The 16,584-nt window shown below is 44.4% G+C and carries 17 protein-coding genes and 1 tRNA gene; 16 read left to right on the forward strand and 2 right to left on the reverse strand.

The window, feature by feature from the left end; all coding sequences use genetic code 11:
* Positions 1 to 40: 40 nt before the first annotated feature.
* The 3 genes from BC643_RS03840 to BC643_RS03850 all read left to right on the forward strand — a co-directional run bounded on the left by BC643_RS03840 (position 41) and on the right by BC643_RS03850 (position 4,404).
* Positions 41 to 2,956 carry a cold-shock protein gene (locus BC643_RS03840; RefSeq protein ID WP_120271842.1) on the forward strand — a complete coding sequence of 972 codons (2,916 nt, stop codon included), beginning with the start codon at positions 41 to 43 and terminating at the stop codon, positions 2,954 to 2,956.
* A complete protein-coding gene (locus BC643_RS03845) occupies positions 2,953 to 3,873 on the forward strand; it encodes a hypothetical protein (RefSeq protein ID WP_120271843.1) in 921 nt (306 codons plus the stop codon). The genes BC643_RS03840 and BC643_RS03845 overlap by 4 nt, the downstream gene beginning before the upstream one ends.
* Positions 3,874 to 4,101: 228 nt before the next feature.
* Positions 4,102 to 4,404, forward strand: a complete 303-nt coding sequence (locus BC643_RS03850; RefSeq protein ID WP_211337977.1) for a hypothetical protein — start codon at positions 4,102 to 4,104, stop codon at positions 4,402 to 4,404.
* A 97-nt stretch (positions 4,405 to 4,501) separates the two neighbouring features.
* Here the strand turns inward: BC643_RS03850 and BC643_RS03855 are convergent.
* Positions 4,502 to 4,575 (reverse strand) — tRNA-Arg (locus BC643_RS03855).
* A 188-nt stretch (positions 4,576 to 4,763) separates the two neighbouring features.
* On the opposite strand from BC643_RS03855, the gene BC643_RS03860 reads away from it, so the two are divergent.
* A complete protein-coding gene (locus tag BC643_RS03860) occupies positions 4,764 to 5,945 on the forward strand; it encodes an MFS transporter (protein ID WP_120271844.1) in 1,182 nt (393 codons plus the stop codon).
* Here BC643_RS03860 and BC643_RS03865 read toward each other — a convergent pair.
* On the reverse strand, positions 5,930 to 6,691 hold the full coding sequence (locus tag BC643_RS03865) for an MBL fold metallo-hydrolase (protein WP_120274134.1): 762 nt from the start codon (positions 6,689 to 6,691) through the stop codon (positions 5,930 to 5,932). The genes BC643_RS03860 and BC643_RS03865 overlap by 16 nt on opposite strands.
* Positions 6,692 to 6,771: 80 nt before the next feature.
* Here BC643_RS03865 and BC643_RS03870 point away from each other — a divergent pair, with 80 nt between their 5' ends.
* The 12 genes from BC643_RS03870 (at position 6,772) to BC643_RS03925 (ending at position 16,482) form a co-directional block, all read left to right on the forward strand.
* Entirely contained in the window at positions 6,772 to 7,491 is a 720-nt protein-coding gene (locus tag BC643_RS03870) for an SAM-dependent methyltransferase (RefSeq protein WP_211337978.1), read from the forward strand.
* 151 nt (positions 7,492 to 7,642) lie between these two features.
* Positions 7,643 to 9,013 carry a radical SAM protein gene (locus tag BC643_RS03875; protein WP_120271846.1) on the forward strand — a complete coding sequence of 457 codons (1,371 nt, stop codon included), beginning with the start codon at positions 7,643 to 7,645 and terminating at the stop codon, positions 9,011 to 9,013.
* On the forward strand, positions 9,010 to 9,600 hold the full coding sequence (locus tag BC643_RS03880) for a methyltransferase family protein (protein ID WP_120271847.1): 591 nt from the start codon (positions 9,010 to 9,012) through the stop codon (positions 9,598 to 9,600). The genes BC643_RS03875 and BC643_RS03880 overlap by 4 nt, the downstream gene beginning before the upstream one ends.
* On the forward strand, positions 9,581 to 10,000 hold the full coding sequence (locus tag BC643_RS03885) for a DUF4395 family protein (RefSeq protein ID WP_120271848.1): 420 nt from the start codon (positions 9,581 to 9,583) through the stop codon (positions 9,998 to 10,000). The genes BC643_RS03880 and BC643_RS03885 overlap by 20 nt, the downstream gene beginning before the upstream one ends.
* Complete coding sequence (locus BC643_RS03890) at positions 9,997 to 10,779, forward strand: prolipoprotein diacylglyceryl transferase (RefSeq protein ID WP_120271849.1); 783 nt, start codon at positions 9,997 to 9,999, stop codon at positions 10,777 to 10,779. The genes BC643_RS03885 and BC643_RS03890 overlap by 4 nt, the downstream gene beginning before the upstream one ends.
* 31 nt (positions 10,780 to 10,810) lie before the next feature.
* A complete protein-coding gene (locus BC643_RS03895; protein ID WP_120271850.1) occupies positions 10,811 to 11,062 on the forward strand; it encodes a hypothetical protein in 252 nt (83 codons plus the stop codon).
* Positions 11,063 to 11,277: 215 nt separating this feature from the next.
* Positions 11,278 to 12,081, forward strand: a complete 804-nt coding sequence (locus BC643_RS03900; protein WP_147377133.1) for a hypothetical protein — start codon at positions 11,278 to 11,280, stop codon at positions 12,079 to 12,081.
* A gap of 137 nt (positions 12,082 to 12,218) precedes the next feature.
* Positions 12,219 to 13,448, forward strand: a complete 1,230-nt coding sequence (locus BC643_RS03905; protein WP_120271852.1) for an Nramp family divalent metal transporter — start codon at positions 12,219 to 12,221, stop codon at positions 13,446 to 13,448.
* Positions 13,448 to 14,209 carry a 5-oxoprolinase subunit PxpA gene (locus BC643_RS03910; RefSeq protein WP_211337979.1) on the forward strand — a complete coding sequence of 254 codons (762 nt, stop codon included), beginning with the start codon at positions 13,448 to 13,450 and terminating at the stop codon, positions 14,207 to 14,209. The genes BC643_RS03905 and BC643_RS03910 overlap by 1 nt, the downstream gene beginning before the upstream one ends.
* Positions 14,202 to 14,885, forward strand: a complete 684-nt coding sequence (gene pxpB / locus BC643_RS03915; protein WP_120271853.1) for a 5-oxoprolinase subunit PxpB — start codon at positions 14,202 to 14,204, stop codon at positions 14,883 to 14,885. The genes BC643_RS03910 and pxpB overlap by 8 nt, the downstream gene beginning before the upstream one ends.
* The gene (locus tag BC643_RS03920) at positions 14,878 to 15,813 is read left to right on the forward strand and encodes a 5-oxoprolinase subunit C family protein (protein WP_120271854.1); all 936 of its coding nucleotides are present in this window, start codon (positions 14,878 to 14,880) and stop codon (positions 15,811 to 15,813) included. The genes pxpB and BC643_RS03920 overlap by 8 nt, the downstream gene beginning before the upstream one ends.
* A 438-nt stretch (positions 15,814 to 16,251) precedes the next feature.
* Positions 16,252 to 16,482 carry a hypothetical protein gene (locus BC643_RS03925; protein ID WP_120271855.1) on the forward strand — a complete coding sequence of 77 codons (231 nt, stop codon included), beginning with the start codon at positions 16,252 to 16,254 and terminating at the stop codon, positions 16,480 to 16,482.
* Positions 16,483 to 16,584 lie beyond the last annotated feature (102 nt).

Consider the following 16,584-nt stretch of genomic DNA (forward strand, 5'->3'; position numbering starts at 1 on the left):
CTCAACCAATAAAAAGATAAACTAATCTAAATGACCTTATATGGAAACAAAGGTCCAATTGGGGACAGTCGTTTTTTGGCGACATACATTTGGATTCATTGCGATTGAGGATTTATCTCTCGCTTATTTTTTTCATCGCTCCTCTCTGCGCGATCCTAACCAACATGTAGAATTGCTCGATCAATTCGAGTTCGAAATAGCTGAAACAGACACTGGCAAGTTTAAAGGGAAAGCGAGAGCTATCAATCTGCGATTTGTAGAGAAGGGGCGAGTCGACGATCCTCGCTTTGACCGATATGTTGGAACCTTGAAATCATGGAATAAAGGTATTGGGCATATCACCACAGAACAGCTGATTGAAACTAGTGAAGTGTACGTTAACACATCTCGAATCCTCGGAGAGCGTCCTCATCTTTCTCAGGGCGAATTGCTTGTTTTCTGCCCTGTCCAATCTGCTAAATCCCCATCAAATATACTAGCATTGTTTGCATACCCAGTCGATTCCGAGAATGACTTGTCCTTTTTAAAACAACAATATTTTGAGACAAGGATTCCTGAATTAGGAAATTATTTATTGAAACAATCAGAGCTAACAGACATTGATCTACAAATAATTGAACTTTTCAGCATAGAACGGATAGAGGGGCGGAACATCGAGGGTTATGCAAAACTGAAAGAGGATCTAAAGCGTATTAAAGCGCAGTTTGGATACTTACCGCCATATAAAGATCTTTTAATTTTTGCAGATGAAGGCTTTTTATTGCAGCTCTTCATTGAAGGTATTATTCCTGACTTCCGATACGAAGATGTCTTACATTATTTTCTAAACACAACGTCTATTCAAAAGAAAGAGATACTGTTTCGATTAAATCAGGATGACCAACAACAGATTATCAAAGAATATTTAAACTGGATTAAAATCTATGTTGATCTAAATTCAATAGGAAACGAAATTAAGTGTTACCTCGATATTACACATCGTGATAAAAACCTAAAGGATGAAGCCGCATACCAAGGTCTTGCAGAGATCTTGCTTACAACTTTACCTGTAAGCGAGGTAAAAAAACTGTGGATCAAGAAATATATCGAATTACCACAAAAGTTTATCAAAGACAATTTTGATTTAAGCAATCCATATGAAATAATTACATTGTTAGACTCTGAAGACGAGTCGCAAAAACAAATAGCAATCCGTTTGCTTAACGAACAAATACTTGAGGTTACCGAGGGTGAAATTCTAAAAAACTATACTTACTACGTCGGCTGGTTAAAATTCATTCAAATCCACAATTCCAGACTATTCCACAAAGAGTTTACAGAAGCATTGAACGCGTTACCTATCCAGGATAAATATTGTCTGTGGATATTCGATATTTTGCCTTCAATCGACTATACCGCAATACCGCCCTTCGTCTTCGAGCAGTGTGACTACTATTTACGACTTAGGTCGGCAACCAAAGATCAATACTTTTCTTTCCTAACGAACCATATTGAACAAAATGAGCTGAACGACTTTATTCAACAATACGCTTGGAATGAGTTGGTTCAACCCTGCTTCCCCAAAAGTGATACTACGTATTCGCTCTTAGTCGACATATGCGACTGGCAAAAGAAGTACCAGAATAATACGATTGAAATAGATCCATTAGCAGAGTGTGTTTATCACTCAATTCCAAAGTTTACTGTTCAACACGTTCGTTTGTGGCTTTATGATTTTGTAAGCCCGGAGTATCTGGACTATTACGGCTTTCGAGAAGCCTTTAAAAAGTTAAACAATCCAGAAAAAGTCGAGTTCCGAAATAAAGCTAATTGGCACTCAAAACTTGAATTAGATGAAGAAGCAAAACTAACTGTTGAGCCTTGTACTAATTTCACAGAAACCGAAGATGGTGAGATAATTTACAAGGCTCGGCTAAATAACATTTATTTTACAAACGGATATTTAGCACTCCGGCTTGAAGATCGTAGCTACACCCAACGTTTTTATGCACCAGAGGTAAGCACAGGTCTGAACTCAATAAGTGAATTTAGCAATTTAATTGATCGGGAAATAACAATCCTAGTACGTGAAAAACAGATCCAAAAAGTCGATGATAACCTCTACATAATTCTTTCCGAAGTTTTTCGGAATTATTTGCTAAAGGCGTTAGCTACTCCTATCGCAAAAAACAAAAAATCCAAGCGAAGCTATGCCTATGCAGAAAACATGGAACTTCGGAAACAAGTTTTGAATTACCTAAAAATAATCCAGACGCCAGATAAAAAAACAGTCATATTGGACGAGCCACATGCTTACTATCGACGACTCGACGAATCAGTTGAATTCCCCGACGTAGAAAAAGTTGCTCTTTATTCAATCAAAACCTCAGACGGATATGCAATTATCTGGGAAAACATAGATTACAGCTTCGACCGAGCAAGCTTTGTTTTTAAAACCACAGATGAAAGCTATGGAAATCTTGTTGAAAAACTCACACTTGCTATTACCCGTTTGGGGCAACTACGCTCAACCTTGCGAAAACTAGATCCCGATATTAACGAACTACATGAGTTTAAAAACAGCTTAGGTTATGTCGGTACAGTTCTAAAAAAGAGGGGGCAAAACGATGCTTTTGAATCATGGAAAAACAATCTTACTGAGACTATCAATCGAAAAATACCTCCACAAACAGATCGTCTGTTTGACGAAATTTGGAGAGAACTTAATATAGATTCAACCAAATCAGTAAGGCATACTAATCCTCTTCCTGATAAAAAAGGGATAAAGACTGTCGATACAGGAGAAGATAATTCGTCAACTAAAGAAGAAACAATTGTGACGGAGAGAAACGATCAGCCCCCAGGTCAAACATCTAGTTTCTCAAACCAATCTCCATATAAGGAAAGGGAAGCAGTTTTATCAGCCTTAAACGAAATTAACAACCTATTTGAAAACCTACTAAAAATGAAAGAATGACTGAACAAGAAATAAACGAACAGTTAGAAAAGGAAGTTCTGCGACTGACAGCAATTTTGGACCAGGCTTCACTGTCTAGTACCATCAACAAACGAATATTTTTTGAGCAAAATCAACTCAACCAAGCGCTTGCAGAAATAGACACAACAGTGCAGGAATTGGGATTAAAGATCTTAGACATTAGTAACTCTTTGAAATTAAAATCCGATGACGATGACAAGAAATTAGACTGGTTAAACGAGTCCTTCGATGATTTAAGGAAACTCAAAAAAGACTTAAACCTGCAAAGCACAAATTTAGCCAATGAGCTGAAAAAGGTCCAGAATAACATTGCCTTACTTTCCGCAAAAAATGAAGATATTGAGAAAAAATTAATAGTTGCTGAAAATGGGATGAGTGAAACTGAAGAGAACACCTCAAAGATTCTTGAATTAAATAGAAAAATTGACAACGTTATCGGCAAAAAGAATTATGCAACGAGTCTATTTTTTTCAGTCTTAGTAGTAGCTATAATAATTTTCTTCTTATGGAATACAAGGCTATCCAATTCTATTGATGAGTACAAGGTTAGTACTATTACGTTCTCACAAAGCATTGCAAAGCAAAAAGCAAGAACCCAAGATTTAGAATCTCGTTTGAAAAAGATGGAAGAATTCCCAGATCCAATTCCCTCCAATACGATTGAATCAAATTCAATATCTATTTCCAAAGAACCTATTAAGATATCCCAATTAAAAGTACGAGCAACATTGTGGAATGATAGTAACTTACCAAAAATGGAAAGCATTGAATCTTTTGATCAAGGTACCAAGGTCTATGTTTTAAGTGAGCCAATAAAAACTTATGATCGATCTATGATCAAAGTAAGGATTGAAGGAAAAGAAGGTTATATATTTTCATCGTCCATATTTAAATAACAAAACACAAAAGAACTGAACTTGCTCAAAGAATTTAGATATTTAATAGAAAAAACAAGCTCTATGGATGAAATCAGGCACCAATTATAGTCTAAATCGGTGCAATTCGGCCCTAAATATTTTCCTGTTTTATTCCTTTGTTTTCTCCAAAGAAAGAGTTAGTTACAAAAGTTGCATCACGGAAATTTTATGATTATTTTTATCTAAAGTAGACTCAAATAGAAAGCTATGGCAAAAGGAGTAAAAACTGGTGGACGGAGCAAAGGGACCCCTAACAAGCTTACTGGAACGGTGAAAGAGATGATCCTTCAAGCAATTTCTATGGAAATTGAGAACTTGCCTGCGATTTTAAAGGAGCTTGAACCAAAAGAAAAAGCTGATTTTGTGATTAAGTTACTTCCTTACATCTTACCTAAAGCAAAAGAAGTGTCTGGTATGCAAGGGGGGTGGACCAGCTCTCACGATAGATTTGTTGAAGGTATCATGGAAAAGATGAGAAAGTCTCCTCCGCTGAAATCCACTGCAAGTTAGTGATTCAATTTAGATCGGTTTTCCAAATCTTTGTATCCTATTTGTATCTTATGAAATACAAAAGCCTGATTATCAATCGACAATCAGGCTTTACAAGTACCCCGGACGGGATTCGAACCCATGACCTACTGCTTAGAAGGCAGTTGCTCTATCCAACTGAGCTACCGAGGCATCCTTATTTTTGCTTTTGAAAACTGCGCTCGAAACCGAACGATCGACAGCTTTCTTAAAAGCGGTGGCAAAGATATAAAAATATCAAAAAAACCAATACGACTTAATTTAATTTTTCGCTGTTTCTGCATCTGTTCCGACTTTCTTCACCAATTCGACCGGCCGGAATTTTATACTTTTGCAGCCGTATGAGCAAAATGGTCCGCAACAATTTAATCAACCTCTACCTTATTAAGTTTGCCAAATGGTTCAATTTGGTCATGCCCGTGGTGGTCTTGTTCTACCAGGACAATGGCCTGAGCATGCAGCAAATTTTCCTACTGAAATCCATCTACTCCATCGCGATGGTGTTGATGGAAATTCCGTCGGGTTACCTGGCAGATGTGTGGGGACGTAAGAAAACCCTGATCCTGGGTGGCTTTCTGGGAGCTGCCGGGATGGCGGTATATAGTTTTTCCTATGGATTCTGGGCTTTTGCCGCCGCCGAAATCATTTTGGGTGTTGGCTACAGCTTTATTTCCGGCTCCGACTCTGCCCTACTCTACGATACGCTGAAAGCCGCCGAGCGCGACAAGGAATACATCAAACAGGAAGGGTGGATTACCTCTGCCGGGAACTTTGCAGAAGCGATTGCTGGCGTTTGCGGCGGATTGCTGGCAACCATGAGTTTGCGACTGCCGTTTTATGTCCAATTTGGGATCGCATCGGTGGCCATACCTGCAGCCCTCTTATTGAAAGAACCGAGGTTACAATCCATCGAATTAAACAAAAGCTTCAAATCGACACTGAATACCGTTAAGGAAACCTTTCAGCATCCCTTGTTGAGATCGGCTTTGCTAGTGTCTTCCTTTGCGGGAACGGCCTCGCTTACCTTTGCCTGGTTTGTTCAGCCTTATTTTAAAGAAGCCCAGTTGCCCGTTTCCCTATTCGGGATTATGTGGACTTTGCTGAACCTGTCGGTCGGCGTTTCTTCCATGTTTTCCTACAAAATTGAAAACAAGCTGGGCCAACGAAACTCTTTACTGGTAATCATACTGGGATTTGCCATCGGCTTTTTCCTGGCGGCCTGGGAGGTCAGCCTGATTGGTATCGGCCTGCTGTTCTTTTTCTACCTCGTACGCGGGATTGCCCATCCAATTCTGAAAGATTACATCAACCGCTACACCGATTCCGAAGTTCGGGCAAGCATCCTGTCAATTCGGAATTTCGTGATTCGAATCAACTTTGCCATTATTGGACCGGCTTTGGGCTATTTAACCGACCAGTTCAGCCTGTCACTGGCGCTGATTGCCACAGGTACCGGATTCTTGGTATCAGCCTTGTTGAGTATGGGGCCGCTTTGGAAAGCGAATATTCAAAGATCCAACTGAAGCCCGTCGTATGAGAGGTGGACGTTCTCGGGCAGGATTTTTTCAACCTCATCGTGCAAGCCCATCAGGTGCGAAATGTGCGTCAGATAAGCTGTTTTCGGCTTCACTTCGTCGATCAACTGCAATGCTTCTTCCAGGTTGAAGTGCGAAATGTGCTTCTCGATACGCAAAGCACCAACGACCAAAACATCCAGGTTCCTGAGTTTCTCCTTTTCTTCTTCCTCGACCCGGTTCACATCGGTTAGGTAAGCGAAATTGCCAAAGCGAAATCCAAATACCGGCAGGCGATGGTGAAAACCACGGATCGGCAAAATATCCGTCGACTTGATATTGAATGCTTTATTTTCGAGTAAGTGAAGATTCATTTGCGGAATTCCCGGGTAGCGGTTCGGCTTAAAAACGTAGTCGAACACCCGTTTGATGGTGTCCTGCACCCTCTCCTCGGCATAAATATCCGTCGGGTGTCCCTGCACCCAATTGAACGCGCGAATATCATCCAGCCCAAATACATGGTCAACGTGTTCGTGTGTCAGGAGGATCGCATCCAAAGTCCGCTGCCTGATGCGCAACATTTGCTGGCGAAAATCGGGCCCGGCATCAATCACCAGTTTCAAACCATCAATTTCAATGTATAAAGCCGAGCGCAACCGGTTGTCTTTCGGATTTTGCGACTGGCAAACCGGGCAATCACAGGCAACAACCGGCACTCCCTGCGAGGTTCCCGTTCCCAGAAATTCAATATGCATTTGCGGTGAGTTTTCCATGAGCAAGGCTCAAAACTACAAAAAATAGAAATGACGAGGCTTTGCACTTAAATTAATTAATTTTGAAGAAAATTATTTCAATGGCCAATTTGTACCTCATCCCGATCACTCTCGGAGAAAGCGAACTTGAGTCGGTGATCCCCGCTACGCACCGCGAAATTATTCTTTCGATTTCACATTTTATTGTTGAAAATGTGCGCACAGCACGTCGTTTTCTGAAGAAGGTTGACCGGGAAATTGACATTGATAGCCTTCATTTTTACGAGCTCAATAAACACACCGACAAGAAACAACTGCACAGTTACCTTGATCCATTGAAACAAGATCTTCACATTGGAATTATGTCCGAAGCTGGTTGCCCCGGAGTAGCTGATCCGGGAGCGGATGTTGTGCGTATTGCCCACGAGAAAAACGTCAAAGTTGTGCCATTGGTAGGCCCGTCCTCCATCCTTTTAGCCATGATGGGCTCGGGCATGAACGGCCAAAACTTTGCCTTCAACGGCTACCTGCCGATTCAAAAAAACGAGAAGGCACAACAGATCAAGTTGCTCGAAAAACGAATCTACACCGAAAACCAAAGCCAGTTGTTTATTGAAGCGCCCTACCGTAACCTGCAATTGCTGGACGATCTGCTGCAAAATTGCCAGCCGCACACCAAGCTTTGCATCGCCTGCGACCTGACCTTGGAGACCGAATTCATCAAGACACAATCGATCGAAGCCTGGAAAAAATCGAAACCGGATATCCAGAAACGACCAGCGATCTTTGTATTGGGCCAATAAACCGATTCCCGCGCTAAGTTGAGCTGAATTTCAACGAATCGACAAGCGATTTCGTACACGACAGTATTACGGGAACAGCCGCAAATGGAACCAAACAATATTTTTGTTCATTCCTTTTTGACGCGTCGAAAGAAACCTGTAATATTAGGCGATGAAAAAAAACCGAGACTACACCTTTCACGAGGCTACGACCAGCTTGTGCTCTGACTGCATGCAACGGATTCCGGCGAAAATCGTGCTGAAAGACGGGCACGTTTTTTTGAAGAAATCCTGTCCTCAACACGGCATTCATTTTGAGTTGCTGGAGGAAGATGCCGATTACCACTTGGCGAAAAGACGCTACGACAAACCTGGAACTTTTACCACAGCTCAAACCAGTATCCGGAAAGGTTGCCCCTACGACTGCGGACTCTGCCCGGATCATGATCAACATACCTGTATCGGACTCATCGAAGTTACCAACCAATGCAATCTGAACTGCCCGGTTTGCTTTGCAAATAGCGGCAAAGAGGAATTCCTTACACTGGAGCAGATTGACCAGATCCTGGATAAATACATTGCGTTGGAAAACGGCGATGCAGAGATCCTGCAAATCAGTGGTGGCGAGCCGACTGTTCATCCTCAAATTCTCGAGATTATTCAGCTGGCACTGTCCAAAAAAATCCGTTTTGTGATGCTGAATACCAACGGGGTGAGAATAGCGTCGGATAAGGAATTTGCACGGCAGTTGAGCCAGTTCAAAGAGCGCTTTGAGGTTTACCTGCAGTTCGATGGTTTCAAGGAATCGACTCACCGGCATTTCCGCGGAAAGGACCTTCGCGCGGTTAAGCAGAAAGCCATTGATAATTTACTGGAAGAAGGCGTCCCGGTCACTTTGGTTTCAACCGTTGAAAATGGAATTAATGACGACGAGTTGGGACCGATTGTTGAATTTGGCATGAATCGAAAAGGAATTCGTGGCGTCAGTTTCCAGCCTGTAAGCTATTTCGGACGGATTGATTCAACAGCCAACATCAAACGAAGCACACTCTCCGGAATTATCAAACAGCTGGAGTCACAGCTCAGCTCTGTGTTTAAACCCGGAGACATTATTCCGTTGCCCTGCAATGTGGAGCGCGTAGCTATTTCGTATCTCATCAAGGACAAGAAAGGCCGTTTCACACCGCTGCCCCGAACTATAAAAGTTGACAGTTACCTGCCGGTTATCGAAAACACCTTTGCCTTCGATGCCGAGCGTTTTGTCAACGAGCAAGTTCGCCACATCCAGAATAACCTGCAACTGTGCGATTGTTTCAAACTCGTCAACGATATTTACAAATACATTCCCCGAAACTACAAGCTAAAATCGGCCGAAGACCAAAAGAATTTCATCGATGAAAATACCTTTCGGATCAGCATCACCTCGTTCCTGGACAAACACAACTTCGATCTGAAATCAGCGCAAAAGGAATGTGTTCACATCCTGACACCCGATTTAAAGCGAATGCCATTTTCAACCTATAACCTGTTGTACCGAAAATGATGAACCAGGTATCCGATATCACCATCCTGATTTGTCTGTTGGCACTTTTCATCGCCATCCTCATCAATTTCGTGGAGCGAAACAAAAAGGTTCAGACTGAAAAGAAAAGCATTGTTGAAACCGGCTCGATGACGGGCTTTTTCATCTTTTTCTACCTGCTGATCCGCTTTAAAATCGGGGACCTTCAGCTTCCGGAAACAGCTGCACTTATTCTCAAACCCATCGGTTTGCTTCTGGTTATCGCCGGAACCTACATCAATATTCGCAGCCGCAAAACATTGGGTGCGAATTGGGCCAACCAGGTCACCCTTTACACCGATCAACAGGTGGTTTGCTCGGGTATGTATAAATACATCCGCCACCCGCTTTACAGCTCCATCATTGCCATGTTTTACGGAGCCTGCCTGGTGTACCCGAACTACCTGGCATTTGCAGCCAACACCCTCATCTTCGTCCCTTTCATGTACTATCGGGCCAGGCAGGAGGAAAATCTGCTCCGGAAACGTTTGCCCGGTTACGAAGAGTACAGACGAAAAACCGGTTTATTCATTCCTAAACTGATTAAAAATGAAAGCAATTCCAATTAATGCATTTCGCTTTTGCAAAATAACGGTCACCCTGCTGGTTTGGCTGGCCTTTGCCTTCCAATCAATGCCACTACTGGTGATCGTGTTCTTGATCCTCGGATTATCAGCCCTGTTGAAAATTCAGCGGGCACCTCTGATAGTCCTGTATTCATTCACGATCGAAAGAATTATTCCCTCGCGAATGAAAGAAGTACACGAAACAGGCCTTCGCTTTGCGCACAGTTTGGGCACGGTGCTTTGTGCGATTTGCATCGCCTTGACAGTACTCTTTCCAACCGTTGGCTGGTGGTATGTGCTGGCATTTGCTGTTTTAAAAACGGTGTCGATGCTTGGCCTGTGCCCGGGTGAAGCCATGTATTCCTGTTACGCAGAAGGGAGCTGCAGTATTTTCAAAAAATGATCGACAATCACACATTCCCGGCAAATTGGGGAATTTTCCCCGTCATCTTTCGAATTGGCAAACTCGAAGTCAGTTCCTACTCCTTCTTTGTGCTGCTTGGGTTGATTGTCGGGCTCTCCGTTTATTTCCTCCTCGCCAGACGCTACAAACAAGCCAGCGAGAACTCATTCTATGTGGTTGTTGCCGGCGTTGTTGGCGGTATTTTGGGAGCCAAACTCCCTTACTGGATTTTCAACTACCAGGTCATCGTGGAAAACTACCCGAATATCGGCCCCATTCTTTCCGGGCGAACCATTACCGGCGGACTGATTGGCGGTACTTTGTCGGTTATCTACATCAAACGCCGGCTGGGAATTACCGATAAAAAAGGCAATCTGTTTGCACCGGCCATTGCTATTGGCGTGGCCATTGGCCGACTCGGATGCTTTGCCCGTGGCTGCTGCTATGGCGAGCCAACCACTTTGCTCTGCGGAGTCAATTTCGGAGATGATGTTCTGCGCCACCCGACTCAACTCTACGAAACGGTATTCTTCATTGGATTCTTCATCTACAGCCTGATCCGGATAAAAAGTGCGCCACCGGGATTTCTGTTTTATGCGCTTATGAACAGCTACTTCATCCTTCGTTTTTTCGAAGAATTTATCCGCTACAACGACCAGTTCTTTTGGGGGCTTTCCTTCTTTCAATACATCTCAATTGTCGCTGTCGTCTTTATCAACCTGAAACAATACCTTGAAAAAACTCAACATCATGGAAGACTATTATCAACAAAAAGGTAGAAAGGTCATAGATTTTCTACTTGGTTTCATTATGAATTTTGGAATCGCGCTGGCCGTCATGTTTGGCCTCGGAATTCTATTCGTTGCGGGCCTGGCAACAGTCAAACTCACACATATTCTGATTATTTCCATTACCATCATCGGTTTGACGCTTTTGGAAATTTCCATTATCCGGAAGTACTTAAAACAACGTCGGTACATCGCAATCGGGCTGATTGTCGGGATTGTATTCCCGCTCTTGGTCGTGGGAACCTGCTCGCCGCTCATCTTTTCACTGACCTAAATCGTCCGGGAAAATTCACCCCCGGACATGCTGAAATGACCGGAAATATTTGGACTGAGTGCATAATTGTTCGTACTCATTTTTCGATACGCTTCGTTATACGGAAACTTCCAATAGGCATTCGCGTAAGTTAATTATTGAAGACTTTAAACTCTCTTTTTCTTATTCTTAACAGTTTGCGATTCACCTTCAATATTAAACTTATGGTATTGCTGATGTCTACATTTACAGTCGTTGTCATTATTGTCGGCGGCATCATCTTTTTTGTGTGGTTGGGATCCGTAGTGGTGCAATACTTCAGTCACTTGGCTGTTGTCGGTTGCGATGTACCTGTAGTGGTGATGTATCTGGGAGAAAAGGATAGTGTTAAAGGCTTCCTGTTGGAAAAGCCTCGGTACACGACTCAATTTTCGGGTGTAAACGGGAAACTGGAATTCTTTCGTGACAAAGATTTCTACCGGCTGAGTGATCCTCCTGAAAACCTTGGGATCACGCTCATTCAAACGACAGGAACGAATAATCCGGCTGTTCAGGAATTGCATGGACTTCAGGTTGGGCAAGGTGAATTAACAATCTCGGTCGACCCGGCCGATTCGCGGGATTTCAAGGAAATCTATGTTCCGGTTTTTGTGATCGATCCTGCAACTACCGGCTTCCTCATTCTAATCCGAAAAGCTGCACACGAGGCCGGTAAAAAATGGTACCACGGTGCAACCGGTAATTTCTTTCCCAATTTCTTCGGAGGACAATGTCGGGGGCTTTGCGACCAATGGGCAGACTGGCTAGGCGGCTGGATGATCCGGCATAATGATGGGACAATTTGTAAAATTGAAAAAGTGGTTTACAATACCACTAAAACGGGATTCAGACACGTAGCTCTTCGAATCACCATCTGTGAGTCGGGTCATGTTTATTACGTCGATGGGCATAAAAATCCGGATAATCCGGTGGTTCCTGGTGCCGATTACGAACAGAAGCATGGAGTACCGGAGACCCACTATGAAATTTGGAGCCAATAAACCTGCTTGCTGCTTTTTTAAAAATTGAAAAGCGACTATTTCGACATTTGCAATTGTCACTTTCCGCTTTTGCAAGAATGATTAAGTTTTAGCAAATCTCAGGCAATCTCGTATATTTAGGCGATTAAACCCTGAATATGCAATTTTTCCAAAAGCTCAAAGACCTCGGGCCGGGCGTGCTGGTCACCGCCGCATTCATCGGGCCGGGAACAATAACCACCTGTACTTTAGCCGGAGCCAATTATGGCTATGTCCTTTTGTGGGGACTAACCTTTAGTATTTTGGCTACGATCGTATTGCAGGAGAAAGCTGCGCGCTTGGGCTTGGTTACCCGCATGGGCCTGGGCGAAGCCGTTCGACAACAGTTTGCAAACCCGGCGATGCAATACCTGGCGATCGCCCTCGTGCTTTCGGCTATTTTAGTTGGAAATGCAGCCTACGAAACTGGCAACATCCTTGGTGCTGCCTTGAGTTTGGAAGAACTATCCGGTTTATCCACTATCCCAATCGGAAACCTGAACCTGAAAATCTGGGGGCCGGTGATTGGTTTGCTTGCCTGGCTGATCCTGGAACTGGGAAGTTACAAAAGCCTTGAGAAGTTCATCATCGGGCTGGTCATCCTCATGAGCCTGACCTTTATTACCACAGCCTTTTTTATTCAACCTGACCTGTGGGCTATTCTGAAGGGCATGTTTGTACCGGCGATACCTGAAGGTTCGTTTGTTTTCGTCATGGGGCTAATTGGAACAACCGTAGTACCCTACAACCTGTTTTTGCATGCCTCGGCTGTGCAGGAACGCTGGAAAAGCGCCTCCGATCTGGGCAAAGCCCGCACGGACCTGTCAACGGCTGTGATCCTTGGAGGATTGATTTCAATGTCGATCGTCATCACAGCAGCGATGACTTTTCACGGGCACGCGGTTTCCATTACAGGAGCCGGAGATCTGGCCGAACAACTTGAACCGTTGCTCGGGAACTGGGCCCGCATTTTCATGTCGCTTGGCTTGTTCGCAGCCGGTATTTCGTCGGCCATCACCGCACCCTTGGCTGCCGCCTACGCCACTTCCGGAATATTGGGATGGAAGGCTGGCTTTGGCGATCTCCGCTTCAAACTCGTTTGGCGATCTGTCCTTTTAATCGGCATCGTTTTCTCGCTTTTGGGTTACAAACCCATCCAGGCAATCTTGTTTGCTCAAATCGCGAACGGCCTTTTGTTGCCGTTCATCGCCATATTCTTAGTGATTGTCATGAATAACAAAAAATTGCTGAGCGTGCATGCCAATAACCGCTGGCAAAACATCACAGCAATTATCGTTGTTGTGGTGGCCATTGCGCTGGGATTAAAAAGTATTGTAAGTTTGCTGTGATGAAAATTTTGCATGTAGATTTGAATTGTGACCTGGGTGAAGGAATCGGCAACGATGCTGCAGTAATGCCTTTTATTTCATCTGCAAATATTGCTTGTGGCTACCATGCAGGCAATGAAATGACCATGCGCGAGACTGTGCTTCTGGCGAAAAAATGTGGCGTGAGTATTGGGGCACATCCGGGCTACGATGACAAGACCAACTTTGGCCGCACGCCGATGGATTTAACAGCTAGTGAAGCTGAAGAGCTGGTATTTAAGCAGATCAAAAAATTACAGAAAATCGCCGAATCCGAAGGCTGTAAGCTGACACATGTGAAGCCGCACGGTGCATTGTACAACCAGGCAGCAATAGACATTAATTTGGCCAGTGCGATTGCCAGAGCAATCTACAAAGCCGATCCGAAACTGCTTTATGTCGGGTTGGCCAACTCGCAAATGGGCGAAGCTGCAAAAGCGTTTCAACTTCAGTTCGTGTCCGAGGTATTTGCCGACAGGGCCTACACGGACGAAGGCCAGCTGGTTTCCCGGCAACTCGACGGAGCTGTGATCCACGATCCGGTAAGCTGCACCTCCCGAGTTCTACAAATGGTAACGCTTGGAACCGTTGAGAGCATCGGTGGGAAACGAATCGCCATTCAGGCGGACAGTATTTGCATCCATGGCGACAACCCAGAAGCGATTGCCCTGGCCAAAGCCATTCACGATGCATTGGTCGCAAACGACCTAAAGATCGAACCAATCACGACCACACATGATTAGCTATTTCCCCTTGGGAGACTCGGCCATCCAACTCACCTTCGGCGACTCGATTAACGAAGAAACCAATCGGAAAATCTACGCCTACATGCGGATTTTAAAGGAGTTTGAAATTCCGGGAATCATCGAACTGGTACCGTCTTATACGAAACTGATCGTTCATTACAACCCACTCGAAATCGGAATTCACGAACTGGTGGATAAACTGAAAGAGCTGGAACAACAAGGTATAACACCAGCTGAAAGCGAAATGAAAATTGTCGAAATTCCGGTGTTGTACGGGCCAACTTTCGGCAGCGATTTGGAGGTGGTGCTGCAACATACCGGGCTGACTGAAGAAGAATTGATTACCCAACACAGCGCACCGATTTACAAAGTTTATATGCTCGGCTTCACACCCGGATTTTGCTATTTGGGAGGAATGCCTGCCCTGTTGGCGACTCCGCGCAAAAAAACGCCCTCAGCCAAAATTCGGGCAGGCTCGGTGGGTATTGCCGGCGAGCAAACAGGTGTCTATCCCATCGAAAGCCCCGGAGGATGGCAGATTATTGGACGAACACCACTTAAGCTTTTCAATCCCGAGCGTGAGCAACCGTTTCTGGTTGAAGCCGGGAACAGCATTCGCTTCTACCCCATCAGCCAAACAGAGTTTGACCAATTAAATGAGTACGATGCGTAAAATCCGGATCATTCAAAAAGGACTGCTCACCACCATTCAGGATGCCGGGCGACTTGGCTACCAGCAATATGGTATGCCTGTTTCCGGCGCGATGGATTTGGTGTCGTTGCGCCTGGCCAATCTGCTGGTTGGAAATTCGCCGGATGAAGCCTGCCTGGAAACAACTTTCCTGGGGCCCGAAATTGAATTCCTTGCGGATGCGGAAATCGCCGTTTGCGGTGCTGAAACAGACCTGCGATTGAATGGTTCTCCCATTGCTTTAAACTGCAACCATCGGATCTGCCGAGGCGATATGCTGAAACTGGGAACCTGCAAGCGCGGCTTGCGGAATTACATCGCCTTTGCTGGAGGGCTGGACGTTCCGGTCGTCATGGGCAGCAAATCGACCTACCTGAGAGGTAAACTGGGAGGCTGGCAAGGGCGAGCGCTCGAGAATGGCGATGTGCTTCCTCTTGGTGAAGCGCGTCCGTTTCAACAAAGAAGCTTGACGGATAATCCGACTTGTTTACCGCAACCAACCAACGAAATCCGGATTATTGCCGGAAGCGAAGTCACGGCCTTTACCCGCGAAGGATTGCAGATTTTCCTGAATTGCACCTACACTGTCAGCCCGCAAAGCGACCGAATGGGTTACCGGCTGAGCGGACCGCCTGTTGCGCATAAAACCGGAGCCGATATACTTTCCTCGGGAATTGCCAACGGAACCATCCAGGTTCCTTCGCACGGCGAGCCGATCATCATGCTGGCCGACCGCCAAACCGTGGGCGGCTATACCAAAATTGCCAACGCCATTTCAGCCGATCTGCCCTTGCTTGGACAAATGCGCCCCGGCGACTGCATGCGTTTCATCGAGGTAAAAACTGAAGAAGCCCAACGACTGCTGCAAGACCAAATTGACCGTGTGAAAGCAGCCGTGAAACAGGGCTAAAAAACAGGGCATGTCGTTACAATGATTAACAAATTCCCCGATAAATTCGGGACGACATTCCACAAATGAGCCTCCATTCATCTGATTTGTTCTCACTGAACCGATTCCGAATAGTTTGTACATCACATATGTTCTTTTACAGATGTCATCAGGACGCAAGAAATTAGAACTAATTTCTCTTATTCATCCGGTATTTTTGTCCATACGTCTATAAATCGGACATAAAGGTCGGTTATTAGTGGCAAAACCAATTAAAGATCCGATATTAGAGCTGTGTACAATTCGTCGTGTACTGGTTGCGATGTGTACATTTTTGAAATTGCGCTGATTTCCCAATTACAAAAACGAAACCAACCGGGCTGAAGCTTTCAGACCGGAGAAAAACTGATCGGACTCTGGTTCGCGAAATTTTATTGATAAAATAAAACTGGGAGTGCTATGACGTTTAGATACCAAGAATATAATACGGGAGACCTTCATGAACAACTTCGGATTTATGAAAACCCGACCATGGCAGATTCCGGCAACGGAGTTTCTGCATTCAGTTGCGGCAATTTGAAACTGGTGTCGATTCCGAAGATTGGCCAACAGATTTTGAAGCTGTTCGACCAAATCTTTCAAAACAAAAATGACCGTTTTTTACAATTATTAGCCCATACATACTTGTAGTTTTAGTGCGCAAACCGAATCAGGCCATTGAAAAGCAATCACTTTTTTCGGGTTCACCAAACCAGAAAAAACCAAACCAGAATTGATCAGCCTTAACACCTG

The organism is Mangrovibacterium diazotrophicum, assembly GCF_003610535.1.
In the GTDB taxonomy this organism is placed as follows: Bacteria; Bacteroidota; Bacteroidia; order Bacteroidales; family Prolixibacteraceae; genus Mangrovibacterium; species Mangrovibacterium diazotrophicum.